The sequence below is a fragment of the Hoeflea sp. EC-HK425 genome, assembly GCF_902498795.1.
GTDB lineage: Bacteria > Pseudomonadota > Alphaproteobacteria > Rhizobiales > Rhizobiaceae > Hoeflea > Hoeflea alexandrii.
Map to the genome: position 1 here is coordinate 2,783,421 of NZ_LR701572.1, position 12,424 is coordinate 2,795,844.

The 12,424-nt window shown below is 61.4% G+C and carries 11 protein-coding genes; 9 read left to right on the top strand and 2 right to left on the bottom strand.

Annotation, left to right across the window (positions count from 1 at the left end):
- Window positions 1–40: 40 nt before the first annotated feature.
- A complete protein-coding gene (locus SPHINGO391_RS16235) occupies window positions 41–835 on the bottom strand; it encodes an ATP-binding cassette domain-containing protein (protein WP_152009807.1) in 795 nt (264 codons plus the stop codon).
- Between the two features lie 132 nt (window positions 836–967).
- On the opposite strand from SPHINGO391_RS16235, the gene SPHINGO391_RS16240 reads away from it, so the two are divergent.
- Genes SPHINGO391_RS16240 through SPHINGO391_RS16255 form a run of 4 tightly spaced genes read left to right on the top strand, consistent with a single transcriptional unit; the run spans window position 968 to window position 5,209 of the window.
- Complete coding sequence (locus tag SPHINGO391_RS16240) at window positions 968–1,816, top strand: arginine deiminase family protein (protein WP_152009808.1); 849 nt, start codon at window positions 968–970, stop codon at window positions 1,814–1,816.
- Window positions 1,813–2,442 carry a TetR family transcriptional regulator C-terminal domain-containing protein gene (locus tag SPHINGO391_RS16245; protein WP_152009809.1) on the top strand — a complete coding sequence of 210 codons (630 nt, stop codon included), beginning with the start codon at window positions 1,813–1,815 and terminating at the stop codon, window positions 2,440–2,442. Before SPHINGO391_RS16240 ends, SPHINGO391_RS16245 begins: the two co-directional genes overlap by 4 nt.
- 5 nt (window positions 2,443–2,447) lie before the next feature.
- Complete coding sequence (locus SPHINGO391_RS16250; RefSeq protein ID WP_152009810.1) at window positions 2,448–3,611, top strand: pyridoxal phosphate-dependent aminotransferase; 1,164 nt, start codon at window positions 2,448–2,450, stop codon at window positions 3,609–3,611.
- Window positions 3,611–5,209: a 5-guanidino-2-oxopentanoate decarboxylase gene (locus SPHINGO391_RS16255; protein ID WP_152009811.1), complete on the top strand. Its 1,599-nt coding sequence runs from the start codon at window positions 3,611–3,613 to the stop codon at window positions 5,207–5,209. The genes SPHINGO391_RS16250 and SPHINGO391_RS16255 overlap by 1 nt, the downstream gene beginning before the upstream one ends.
- Window positions 5,210–5,216: 7 nt before the next feature.
- Here SPHINGO391_RS16255 and argE read toward each other — a convergent pair whose 3' ends face one another.
- A complete protein-coding gene (gene argE / locus SPHINGO391_RS16260) occupies window positions 5,217–6,377 on the bottom strand; it encodes an acetylornithine deacetylase (RefSeq protein ID WP_152009812.1) in 1,161 nt (386 codons plus the stop codon).
- 255 nt (window positions 6,378–6,632) lie between these two features.
- On the opposite strand from argE, the gene SPHINGO391_RS16265 reads away from it, so the two are divergent.
- From SPHINGO391_RS16265 to SPHINGO391_RS16285, 5 genes are all read left to right on the top strand, one after another.
- Window positions 6,633–7,652 (top strand): ABC transporter ATP-binding protein, encoded by a 1,020-nt coding sequence (locus SPHINGO391_RS16265; RefSeq protein ID WP_152009813.1) that lies wholly within the window; start codon window positions 6,633–6,635, stop codon window positions 7,650–7,652.
- Complete coding sequence (locus SPHINGO391_RS16270; protein ID WP_152009814.1) at window positions 7,645–8,682, top strand: dipeptide ABC transporter ATP-binding protein; 1,038 nt, start codon at window positions 7,645–7,647, stop codon at window positions 8,680–8,682. Before SPHINGO391_RS16265 ends, SPHINGO391_RS16270 begins: the two co-directional genes overlap by 8 nt.
- A gap of 23 nt (window positions 8,683–8,705) precedes the next feature.
- Window positions 8,706–10,406 carry a peptide ABC transporter substrate-binding protein gene (locus SPHINGO391_RS16275; RefSeq protein WP_152009815.1) on the top strand — a complete coding sequence of 567 codons (1,701 nt, stop codon included), beginning with the start codon at window positions 8,706–8,708 and terminating at the stop codon, window positions 10,404–10,406.
- A gap of 88 nt (window positions 10,407–10,494) precedes the next feature.
- On the top strand, window positions 10,495–11,502 hold the full coding sequence (locus SPHINGO391_RS16280) for an ABC transporter permease (RefSeq protein ID WP_152009816.1): 1,008 nt from the start codon (window positions 10,495–10,497) through the stop codon (window positions 11,500–11,502).
- The gene (locus SPHINGO391_RS16285; protein ID WP_193217322.1) at window positions 11,495–12,415 is read left to right on the top strand and encodes an ABC transporter permease; all 921 of its coding nucleotides are present in this window, start codon (window positions 11,495–11,497) and stop codon (window positions 12,413–12,415) included. Before SPHINGO391_RS16280 ends, SPHINGO391_RS16285 begins: the two co-directional genes overlap by 8 nt.
- Window positions 12,416–12,424: the final 9 nt, after the last annotated feature.

A 12,424-nucleotide genomic window follows, 5' to 3' on the forward strand; every position in this document is an offset into this window, starting at 1 on the left:
CCCCTGTTAAGAGTTCGGGCTTTGCCCATTGGACCTCGGACTATTGAACAGTCGCAAGGAATTTTCTCAAACGCTCCGACCTGGGAGCGTTGTAGATGGTATCCGGAGAGCCTTCCTCCTCGATCACGCCATCGGCCAGGAAGACCACGTGATTGGCAACCTCGCGGGCGAATTTCATTTCGTGTGTCACCAGCAGCATGGTGCGGCCTTCGCGCGCCAGATCGGCGATCACCGCCAGCACTTCGCCGACGAGTTCGGGATCCAATGCCGAGGTCGGCTCGTCAAACAGCATGACCTCCGGCTCCACAGCGAGTGCCCGGGCAATGGCCGCCCGCTGCTGCTGACCACCGGACAAAAACGCCGGGTAGACATCCCGCTTGTCAGACAGTCCCACGCGCTCGAGCAGCTTCTCTGCACGGGCAATGGCCTCGTCGCGCGGCACGCCCATGACCTGCACCGGCGCCTCGATGACATTGCCGAGCACAGTCATGTGCTGCCACAGATTGAAGCTTTGAAACACCATGGCGAGCCGGGTGCGGATGCGGCGGAGCTGGGCAGAATTGGCGGGCTGAAGACCGCCCCGCCCATCCGGTTTCATTTCGATTTCTTCGCCCTGAATGCTGATGGACCCGCCGCTCGGCAGTTCCAGCATGTTGATACAGCGGAGCATTGTCGATTTGCCGGATCCCGATCCGCCGATGATGGCAACCACATCACCATTGCCGGCGGAAAGCGATACACCCTTGAGCACTTCCAGGTCACCAAATCTCTTGTGAAGACCGGTAACTTCGACGGCTGGCGGGACTGCTGTTTCGCCGGTTTCTCGACTGCTCATACGCTTCCTCTATTGCTCCTGATGGAGCGGCAGGAGCCAATCGTGACCCTTGCGCAGTAATTAATCAAGTGTATAATTTCAGAAATTGCTCTCCCCAGAACGGACCCCTCCATGACATACGGATCCCAATCCATGACTCCCCCGCTCAAGCGCGTCATCATGCGCGCGCCCGGCGACAGCCTGCGGCAGGCCAAGGCCGAGGACTGGCACTACGGTCCCGGCTTCGACGGCAATCGCGCTATCGAACAGTTCGGTATCTTCGCCGGCCTCGTCTCGGCCAGCGGCACCGAGATCATCTGGATCGAGGATTCGGGCGACGGCCTGGCGGACGCGATGTTTACCCATGATCCTTCGCTTGTCACCGACAAGGGCGCGGTCATTCTCAGGATGGGCAAGCCGGGCCGAATGGCTGAACCCGATCTGCATGAGGCCGCCTACAAGGCTGCGGGCATTCCGATCCTCGGGCGGATCGAAGCGCCCGGCTCTGTCGAGGGCGGTGACTGCGTGTGGGTCGACGCGACCACGCTGGCGGTCGGTCGCGGTGTGCGGACCAACCAGGCTGGCATCGAGCAGCTGGGCGAAATCCTCGCTCCGCTTGGCGTGAGCGTACTCGGCTTCGACCTTCCGCTCGGAAACGGTGCCGATGCCTGTCTACATCTGATGTCGGTTGTTTCGCCGCTCGCCGAAAAACTGGCGCTGGTCTATGCGCCGATGCTTCCCGTCGCTTTCTGGCAATTGCTGAAGGATCGTGGCTACACCCTTGTCGAAGCCCCGGACGATGAGTTCGCCGCGTCCAACGGGCTCAATCTGAATGTGCTGGCGCTGACGCCCGGCGAGGTCATCATGGTCGACGGGTTTCCGAAAACACGCGTGCTGATGGAACAGGCCGGCTGCAAGGTCACCAGCTTCAACGCCGACGCGCTGTGCATTCCGTGCGAAGGCGGACCGACCTGCCTGACCCGTCCCGTGTGGCGGGAATGACGCGGCGGACATTCCATCGTGAACCCGAGGCGGTTCGGCAGAACGACCTGATCGCGGCAACACTCGACAGTGTGGCGGAGCTGGGACTTGCCGGGGCAACCGTGCGCGAAGTCGCTAACCGGGCCGGCGTGACGCCGGGCCTGATCCGACGCTACTTCGACAACAAGGAACGACTGGTCGCCGCCGCCTATCGGACATTCATCGCCGACCTGATCGAAACGGCAGCGGCCGGATGCGGTGACGGTCCCGCGCATACCCGACTTGCCGGCCTGATCCGTGCCAGCGTCACGGCTCCGGTGGCAGACGGGCGGACTCTGTCGATCTGGGCTGCTTTCATTGGAACGGTCAATTCCGACCCGGTGATGGCCGAGGTTCACCGCGAGGGCTACCAGGCTTTCCGTGACCTGGTCGAACAGTTGGTTGGCGAATGCCTGCGCGAAGGGGGCACGGATACTTCACAACAGACCGTTCGCCAGCAAGCGATTGTGCTGAACGCGCTGCTCGACGGATTGTGGATCGAGATTTCCATGGGCGGCGACGATTTCTCGCGCGTTGACGTGGTCCGGATCGCACTCGATTCAACAGCGACACTGCTTGGCATCGACCCGGCTGAATTCAGGGAATGAACATCATGAAATATGCGGCAATTACCGAGCGGCTGGCCGATACGGGCGGAGCGAAATGGGCCATTCACCAGCGCTGCCGTGAGATGAAGGCGCAAGGCGCAGACATCATCGAACTGACCATCGGGGAACCGGACCAGCCACCGGACCCGCAGCTGTTCAAGGTCTGCCACCAGTCGATGCTGGCAGGACGCACCGGATATTCCAGCGGACGTGGCGAACCGGAACTGCTCGAAGCGATTGCCGCACGCTACATGCGGCGGCGACCGGACGTCGATGCCGACAATGTGATGTGTTTTCCAGGAACCCAGACCGCTCTGTTTGCGACGATGATGGGGCTGACCGGCCCCGGTGATGGGGTGCTTGTAGGCGATCCGTTCTATGCGACCTATGAGGGGGTTATCCGCGCCAGCGGTGCCCATCGCGAATCTGTTCCGTTGAGACCCGAGAACGGATTCCGGCTCACCGCCGGCGATCTCGCAGCGGCGATCACGCCACAGTCCCGCGTGCTCTTGCTCAATTCACCGCATAACCCGACGGGAGCGGTGCTTACGGCTGATGAAATCGCGAGTATCGGCGCTGTCTGCCAGAAACACGACCTCTGGATCGTGGCGGACGAGGTTTATGAGGAGCTGGTGTTTGAGGGCGACTTCGCCTCGCCGTTCGACAGCCCGGACCTTGCCGACAGGGTGATCGCGGTCTCGTCCATCTCCAAATCCCATGCAGCGCCGGGATTCCGCAGCGGCTGGGCGGTTGGTCCGCATGAATTCTGCGAGAGACTGCTGCCACTGTCCGAAACCATGCTGTTCGGCAATCAGCCGTTCATCGCCGACATGACGGCCTTTGCGCTGAATTCGGATCTGCCGACGTCGGCGCGGATGCGGCAATCCTACAAGCACCGGGCCAGCCTGTTTGCCGACCGGCTCGAGAAGCTTGAGGGCATGACAGCCTATCGTCCGCAGGCGGGAATGTTCATCATTCTCGACGTGTCCGGAACCGGGCTCGGTGGCGAGGACTTTGCCTGGCGCCTGCTCCAAGCCGGAGTCGCGGTGATGCCCGGCTCGTCATTCGGCGACAACGCCGGCAAACTGGTGCGGCTGAGCCTTACGGTGCCGGATGAATCGGTTGTGGAAGCCTGCGATCGTATCGCGCGTTTCGTGGAGGGGCTGTGATGGCCACTCATTCCCCCACCGTCGGTGAAGCGCTGGTGACCATGCTGGAACAGGCGGGCGTCGACACCGTGTTCGGCATACCCGGTGTCCACACCATCGAGCTTTATCGCGGCCTCGCCGCCAGTTCCATTCGCCATGTCACACCGCGGCACGAACAGGGTGCGGGGTTCATGGCTGACGGCTATGCCCGCGTCACCGGACGCCCGGGGGTGTGTTTCGTGATCACCGGGCCGGGCTTGACCAACACGCTGACCGCCATGGCACAGGCGCGCGCCGACAGCATCCCCATGCTGGTGATTTCCGGCGTCAACGCCACCACGACACTGGGCAAGGGACGCGGGCATCTGCATGAGTTGCCCGACCAGGCGGCACTGGCAAGCAGCGTGGCGCTTTGGTCGCACATGCTGACCGACCCTTCACAACTAGGTTCGGTTTTGCAGAAAGCCTTTGCGACCATGACCAGCGGCCGCCCCGGCCCGGTCCATATCGAGATTCCGACCGACGTTATGAAACTGCCGGCGGCGGACCAGGCGTTCGAGGTTCCTGCCTCCATTCCGCAGCGCCCGACATCTGCGGAACTGGCCGCAGCCGCAGAGTTGTGTGCCGGCGCACGGAAGCCTGCCATCCTGATCGGTGGCGGTGCCGTCCGGCTTGGCGATGCTGTTCGACGGTTTGCCGAAGCGCTCGACGCGCCGGTGATCAGCACCACCAATGCCCGCGGGATCATGTCTGGCCACCCGCTCGATGTGCCGGCCAGCCCCAGTCTCACTTGCGTCCGCGAAATGCTGGCCGGCTCGGACCTTGTGCTGGCGCTGGGGACGGAGCTCGGGCCAACCGATTATGACATGTATGAGGATGGCGGCTTCAAGCTTCCGTCCAACCTGATCCGGGTCGACATCGACGCCAACCAGCTGGCACGTAGCCTGAAGCCGGAACTGGCGATCAAGGCAGGACTTGGCGCCTTCATCGAAGACATGCTCGCCGAGGCCCGCACGTGGACACAACAGGGCCCGGGCGAAGGGGGAACACGCGCAGATACAGTTCGCAAAAGCGCAAGGTCCGAGATCGGCGAGGCCTATCTTGGACATATCGAGCTTTTGCAGGATATCTGGGACGCCTTGCCGGATGCCACGCTGGTCGGAGATTCGACCCAGCTGGTCTATGCCGGCAACATGTTTGTCGATGCTCCCCGGGAAACGGCCTGGTTCAATTCCGCCACCGGCTTTGGCACGCTCGGCTATGCCGCGCCGGCGGCGATCGGTGCAGCACTCGGACATCCCGGCCGCCCGGCGGTGGCGCTGCTCGGCGATGGCGGCTTCCAGTTCACGCTTTCAGAACTCGGCAGCGCGCGCGACTGCGGCGCCGACGTGGCCTTCCTGGTGTGGAACAATGCCGGCTACCGGGAAATCGAAACCTCGATGACCGGCTCCAGCATCACCCCGATCGGAGTGACACCATCGGCGCCCGACTTTTCGATGGTGGCGGCCGCTTATGGACTGACTGCGCGGCAGGTTCGCAGCCGCGACGAATTGATTGCAGCTCTGAAGCAGATGCCGCGGCCCTGCCTGATCGAGTATCTCGATACCGAGGACCACTGAGCAGCTATCAGCACATTGAATCGAGCAGCCGGTCAATGAAGGCCTCACCGGCGGCGAGTTGCGCAAGCGAGAGGAATTCATCGGGCTGATGCGCCTGGGCGATATCTCCCGGTCCGCAGATCACGGTGGAGTAGCCGCGGACCTGGAACTGGCTGCCTTCGGTGCCATAACTGACGACATGCCGGCCATTGTCGCCGGTCAGGCGGCGCGCCAGCGTTTCAGCGGCACCATCGGTCTCGGGCGCCAGCGCCGGCAACGCGAAACCCGGCGTGAGATCGATCCCGGTGTCGGGATGGATCTTTTGCATCTCGGCTGAAAGTTCAGCCGCCTTTGCCTCGAATGCCCTCGCCCAGTCTTCAGGGCTTTCACCCGGCACAAACCGGAACTCCATGAAGTAGCGACAATCCTTCGCGGTGATGTTGTGCGCGGTGCCGCCTTCAATCTTGCCGACGTGGAGCGTGGTGAACGGCGGATCGAACGGGACAGCCAGTTCGGACGGAGTCTTCGCGGCGTTTTCCGCATTGCGCTGGTTGGCCCAGTCGATCAGTTTCGCCGCCTGCATGATGGCGCTCACTCCGTAAGGCAGGAGTGACGAATGCACCTCGAAGCCGCGGACGTGAACATGATAGGCCAGGCCGCCCTTGTGGCCTGTGACCACCCGCATCATCGTCGGCTCGCCGACAATGACTTCGCGGGCCCTTGGCAATTCGCCCTTCATTGCCTCGACGAGATCGACAACGGCTGCACAGCCAACCTCCTCGTCGAATGACAAGGCAAGTTGCAGCGGGCGCTTGAGCGGAAGCTTTGCCGCGCGCGCCATGGCCAGAAGCGCCAGCGCGTCAAACCCCTTCATGTCGCAGGCGCCGCGGCCGAAAAGCTTTCCCTCTCGTTCGGTGAGGGTCCAGGGATCGGTCGTCCAGGCCTGACCGTCGACCGGCACCACGTCGGTGTGCCCGGAAAGGATGACACCAGCATCGGTTTCCGGTCCGACCTGGGCGTAAAGATGTGCCTTCATGCCGCACGGACTTGTCACCCTTTCGGAACTGATACCGTGGCTCGAAAGATAGGATTCAACCCATTCGACAAGCGGCAGGTTGGTGTCGCGGCTTACGGTGGGAAATGAAACCAGTTTTTCCAGAATCTCTCGAACGTTAGAATTGTCTTCCATGAAGGACCTCAAATCGGTTGGAATCGGCAACTTCATGCCGGTTTCCACACTTTTGTTGACGTGAACAGCACTTGTCCAGTGCCGGTTTTGCGGGAAATTTTCTTTCGGGCAATAGCGGCTTCAGGCACTTATCACTCAATTTGAAAAAGCCCACTGGTCAACCAGCGAGAAATTGGTCAATAGTATGGCCACCGGCGGTCGCGAGATCAGACCGGCAACAAAAATAACGGGAAAACATCTCCCGAGGGGTACAGTATGCCAGACACGGCCATGCCAATTCTGGATGTTAATGGGCTTAAAACGGTTTTCCGCACCCGCGGCGGTGAAGTTCACGCGGTCAACTCCGTAGATTTCCATCTGCGTCCGGGCGAATTGCTCGGCGTTGTCGGGGAAAGCGGATCCGGAAAATCCGTGACCATGATGTCGCTGCTTCGTCTTTTGCCATCTCCGCCCGCGGAGATGCGGGACGGGAAAGTGATGTTTGACGGTCAGGACCTGCTCAAGATCAGTCCGGAAGAGCTGCGGCAGGTACGCGGCTCAAAGATCGGGTTCATCTTTCAGGACCCGATGACATCACTCAATCCGGTCTACACCGTCGGTTTTCAGCTGGCCGAGCCCTTGCGGGCACATATGGGCATGTCCAGGTCACAGGCGCGAACCCGTTCGATCGAGCTTCTCAAGCTTGTCGGCATTCCCGATGCGGAACGGCGGCTCAAGGATTACCCGCACCAGTTTTCAGGCGGCATGCGGCAGCGCGTGATGATCGCTATCGCACTTGCCTGCGACCCGAAGGTGCTGATTGCGGACGAGCCTACGACCGCGCTTGATGTGACAATTCAGGCGCAGATCATCGAACTGGTGAAGGAACTGCGGCAGAAGCTGGGGATGGCGATCATCTGGATCACGCATGATCTTGGCGTCATCGCCGGCATCGCAGACCGGGTCATGGTGATGTATGCCGGCCAGGTGGTCGAGGAAGGTCCGGTCAAGGAAATCTTCAGCGATCCGCAACATCCCTACACCCAGGCGCTTCTCAAAACCGTCCCGGCGGTGCGCGGTGCGCGTGCCGAAAAGCTGGAGGTGATCGAGGGCCAGCCGCCGATCATGTACGAGGCACCCGTCGCCTGCTCGTTCCGCAACAGATGCCAGTTCGCCTTCGACCGCTGCTCGCAGGAAAACCCGGCCCTGACGCAGATATCGGCACCAGGCCACCGCGCCGCCTGTTTCCTGCTGGACAAGGCCTCGACCCCAGAGCCGGAGGCCGTCGATGGCTGACACCGAATCCGTAAGCCCGCTCGTCAAGGTGCGGGATCTTAAAATGTATTTCCCGATCCATGCCGGCTTGTTCCGGACCCATGTCGGCGACATCAAGGCCGTGGACGGCATCAGCTTCGACATCATGCCAGGCGAAACGCTTGGCCTGGTCGGAGAATCGGGCTGCGGCAAGTCGACCGTCGGCCGCTCGATCCTGCGTCTTTACGATGTCACAGGCGGCACCGTTGAAATCAACGGGTCGGAAATTGCCCATGTCGATCGCGACAGCCTGCGCTCCAAGCGGCCGATGATGCAGATGATCTTCCAGGATCCGCAGGCAAGCCTCAATCCGCGGATGACGGTTGCCAGCATCATCGGCGAACCGCTTGACGAGCACATGAAGCTCACCCCCAGTGAACGGCTTGCGCGGATCTACGAATTAATGGACTGGGTGGGGCTCAACCGGGCGTTTGCCAAACGCTACCCGCACGAGTTCTCCGGCGGCCAACGGCAACGCATCGGCATTGCCCGAGCGCTGGCTCTCAATCCGAAATTTATCGTCTGCGACGAGCCGATTGCCGCGCTCGACGTGTCGATCCAGGCGCAGGTGGTCAATCTGCTTGAGGAACTGCAGGACCGGCTGGACCTGACCTACCTGTTCATCAGCCACGACCTGTCGATGGTCCGCCACATCGCTGACCGGGTGGCCGTGATGTATCTGGGCAGGATCGTGGAAGTGGCAAGCAGGGAGACCCTGTTTGACGAGCCGCTTCACCCCTACACGCAGGCGCTGCTCTCGGCGGTGCCGGAGCCCGATCCCGAATCCGAGCGGCATCGCAAGCCGATCGTGCTGCAGGGCGACGTGCCCTCGCCAGCCAATCCGCCAAAGGGCTGCAATTTTTCGACCCGATGCCCCAAGGTCATGGACATCTGCAGGCAGATAGAGCCCGCGGTCCACGATTTCGGCGGTGGGAGACAGGTGGCCTGCCACCTTTATTCCGAGAACATGACAACGACCGCGGAACCAACCGCCGGCGAAATAAAAAACTGAAAAAAATCAACAAGGAGACAGCCATGAAACTGAGAACTATTCTGATGGGTGCCGTCGCCGCCATGGCGATCGCACCTGTCGCACACGCCGAGCGTGGCGCGGACGGCGAGGTCAAGATCATCTACTGGCAGGCGCCTTCGATCCTCAATCCGTATCTGTCGGGCGGTACCAAGGACATCGAGGCCTCGTCGCTGATCGTTGAGCCGCTGGCCCGCTTCAATGAAAAGGGTGCATTGGTTCCCTTCCTCGTCGACGAGATCCCGACGGTCGAAAACGGCGGCGTTGCTGCTGACCTGACCTCGATCACCTGGAAGCTGAAGGAAGGCCTGAAGTGGTCTGACGGCACTCCCGTGACTTCGGCCGACGTCAAGTTTACCGCCGACTATTGCATGGCGCCTGACGGTGGCTGTGCGCAGAGCGCCAAGTTCGACGGTGTCGAAAGCATCGATACGCCGGACGACCTGACCGTCGTCGTCAACTTTACAGGTCCTAAGCCTGTTCCCTACGCAGCCTTTGTCGGCGCGCAGTCACCGGTCATCCAGAAGGCCCAGTTCGAGAACTGCCTCGGCGCCAAGGCTCAGGAATGCACCTCGGCCAACTTCGGCCCGGTCGGCACCGGCCCCTTCGTCGTCACAGACTTCAAGCCGAACGACGTGATCACCATGAAGGCCAATGAGAACTACCGTGATCCGGCCAAGCCGGCATTCGCCACGCTGACCTTCAAGGGCGGCGGCGACGCTGCGGCCGCTGGCCGCGCTGTCATGGAAACCGGCGAGTACGACTACGCCTGGAACCTGCAGCTGGCACCCGACGTGATTGCCAAGATGGCAGAAGGCGGAAAGGGCACGCCCGTTTCCGGCTTCGGCACACTGGTTGAGCGCATCGAGATGAACATGACCAATCCGTCGCCGGATCTGCCGGAAGGCGAGCGTGCAACGGCCAAGCATCCGCATCCGATCCTTTCGGATGAAAAGGTACGCCGTGCACTTTCGATGGCGATCGACCGCAATCTGCTGGTCGAAATCGGTTACGGCCAGGCCGGCCGTCCGACCTGTAACCTGGTCCCGGCACCCGAACTCTTTGCTTCCGACAACACCGACTGCCTGACGCAGGACGTGGAAGGCGCGAAGGCTCTGCTTGAAGAAGCCGGCTGGGCTGTCGGCGCCGATGGCGTGCGTGAAAAGGACGGGATGAAGCTCAAGCTTCTCTACCAGACTTCGACCAATGCCGTGCGTCAGGACTTCCAGGCGCTGATCAAGCAGTGGTGGTCTGACATCGGTGTGGAAACCGAACTGAAAAACATCGACGCATCGGTGTTCTTCGGCGGCGATCCGGCTTCTCCGGACACTTTCCAGAAGTTCTACGCGGACGTTGAAATGTACGCCAACAACTTCGACGGCACCGATCCGGAGCAGTATCTGGGTCAGTACACCTGTGAAAAGGCTCCCCGGCCGGAAACACAGTGGCAGGGCGAGAACATCAACCGGTTCTGCGATCCGGCCTATGATGAACTGGTTGCCGAACTCGGCAAGACCGGCGAAATCTCCAAGCGCGCCGAAATCGCCAAGAAGCTCAACGACATGATCACCAAGGACACGATGACCATCGTACCGCTGGTCGATCGTGGCCGGGTTTCGGCTCATGCCACCAGCCTCGGTGGTGTTGTGCTCAACACCTGGGATTCCGAGCTTTGGAACGTCGCGGACTGGTACCGCGTCAAGTAATGCAGACAATGAATGGTCCCGCTCCGGCGGGGCCATTCCCTTCTCCTGCACATTTCCCTCGCCAAGCTGCTGAACCGAGGCGTCGCCCATGCTGACTTTTACATTCCGACGATTGTTGTTGGCTATACCGACGCTTGTGCTCATCAGTCTGATCATCTTCCTGCTGCTCGACCTTGCACCGGGCGATCCGCTTGCCGACCAGCCGTTGAGCATCCCGCCTGAAGTGCGCCAGAAGATGCGCGACGCGCTGGGTCTCGATTCCCCGGCCTATGTCCGCTACCTGCTTTGGGCAAAACAGTTCTTCTGGGTCGAGCCGCTGGTCTTCGTCGACTGGGTGGCGGGCACCAGTTTCTCCGAAGGCATGCAGCGGATCGTCTCCTGGCAATTCCGCGCACCGGTCTTCGACATCATCATCCAGCGCCTGCCGCAGACCCTGTGGGTTGTCGGACTTGCCTATCTGGTCGGGGTGATGATTGCGCTGCCGATCGGCATCATCTCGGCCTACAAGCAGTATTCCTGGTTCGACCAGATCGGAACCTTCATTTCGATGATCGGTTTCTCGGTACCGCCATTCTTCTCCGGCGTTCTGATGATCGTGTTTTTCGCGATCATGCTGCCCTGGTTCCCGTCGATCTACGACACCACCCTGGTGGTCAACGATTTCGAGAGTTTCGGCCAGCAGATCCGCCAGATGACATTGCCGGTGATGGTGCTGGCGCTGCAGACGACGGCGCAACTGTCGCGGTTCATGCGCGCCTCGATGCTCGACAACCTCAATCATGACTATGTCCGGACAGCGCGGGCCAAGGGCATGACCGAGAAAGTTGTGCTGCTGGTGCATGTGCTGCGCAACTCGATGATCCCGGTGGTCACCGTGATCGCGCTCGGCATCCCGTCAATCTTCGGTGGCGCCATCATCACCGAGCAGATCTTCAAGGTGAACGGACTGGGGCAACTGCTGATCACGGCGATCTACGCGAACGACCTGCCGATGGTGCAGACGCTGGCCTTCATCTTCGCGGTGCTGATCGTGCTGTGCAACCTTATCGCCGACGTGCTCTACGGCCTGCTTGATCCGAGGATCCGCTATGACTGACGCTCCGATGCTGGAACCGGTAAAGCCCGACACCTCGGGACGCTCGCAATGGTGGGATGTCTGGGACCAATTCAAGACACACAAGGGCGCCTTGTTCGGTGCGGCGGTGTTCCTGTTCATCGTGCTGGCGGTGACCATCGGACCGTTGTTATGGACCATCGAGCCGACCTTCATCGACATCCGTGCCCGCAACTCCGGGCCCTCGCTGGCGCATCCGTTCGGCACCGACCAACTGGGCCGGGACATCATGGCGCGGATGATGGCGGGCGGACAGGTTTCGATCGCCGTTGGCCTCACCGCAATGCTGATCAGCGTCCTGCTTGGTACCCTGATCGGTGTTGTGTCCGGCTTTTTCAAACGGCTTGACGGCGTCCTGATGGGGCTGACGGACCTGTTCCTGGCGCTGCCGCTGCTGCCGCTGCTGCTGGTCATGGTGATGCTGTTCCGCGAGACCCTGTCGCGCAGCTTCGGACCGGAGATGGGCACCTTCATCCTGATCGTGTCCGCCATCGGCGTGACAAGCTGGATGCAGACCGCACGCATCGTGCGCGGCGAGGTGCTGGCGCTGAAGGAGCGGGAATTCGTGCTTGCCGCGCGCTCTATCGGCACGCCGTCGCGGCGCATGATCCTGCGCCACATCCTGCCCAATGTGCTGTCGCCGATCATGGTCTCGGCCACGCTGGGGATCGCCACCGCCATCATCACCGAATCGGCTCTTTCGTTCCTTGGTCTCGGTTTTCCGCCGGATTTCCCGACCTGGGGCCGTCTGCTGTTTGATGCGATCGACTATTTGCAGCAGTATCCAGAGCGGGTGTTCTGGCCGGGTCTTGCGATCTCGCTGACTGTACTGAGCGTCAACTATATCGGTGACGGCCTGCGCGACGCGCTCGACCCGCGCATCCGCGGACGCTGACTCCCGGCA

Coding starts and splice junctions, on each gene's coding strand:
- SPHINGO391_RS16280 (WP_152009816.1), top strand. CDS start 10,495: ATGCTGACTTTTACATTCCGACGATTGTTGTTGGCTATACCGACGCTT.
- SPHINGO391_RS16285 (WP_193217322.1), top strand. CDS start 11,495: ATGACTGACGCTCCGATGCTGGAACCGGTAAAGCCCGACACCTCGGGA.
- SPHINGO391_RS16275 (WP_152009815.1), top strand. CDS start 8,706: ATGAAACTGAGAACTATTCTGATGGGTGCCGTCGCCGCCATGGCGATC.
- SPHINGO391_RS16265 (WP_152009813.1), top strand. CDS start 6,633: ATGCCAGACACGGCCATGCCAATTCTGGATGTTAATGGGCTTAAAACG.
- SPHINGO391_RS16235 (WP_152009807.1), bottom strand. CDS start 835: ATGAGCAGTCGAGAAACCGGCGAAACAGCAGTCCCGCCAGCCGTCGAA.
- SPHINGO391_RS16240 (WP_152009808.1), top strand. CDS start 968: ATGACTCCCCCGCTCAAGCGCGTCATCATGCGCGCGCCCGGCGACAGC.
- SPHINGO391_RS16270 (WP_152009814.1), top strand. CDS start 7,645: ATGGCTGACACCGAATCCGTAAGCCCGCTCGTCAAGGTGCGGGATCTT.
- SPHINGO391_RS16250 (WP_152009810.1), top strand. CDS start 2,448: ATGAAATATGCGGCAATTACCGAGCGGCTGGCCGATACGGGCGGAGCG.
- argE (WP_152009812.1), bottom strand. CDS start 6,377: ATGGAAGACAATTCTAACGTTCGAGAGATTCTGGAAAAACTGGTTTCA.
- SPHINGO391_RS16245 (WP_152009809.1), top strand. CDS start 1,813: ATGACGCGGCGGACATTCCATCGTGAACCCGAGGCGGTTCGGCAGAAC.
- SPHINGO391_RS16255 (WP_152009811.1), top strand. CDS start 3,611: ATGGCCACTCATTCCCCCACCGTCGGTGAAGCGCTGGTGACCATGCTG.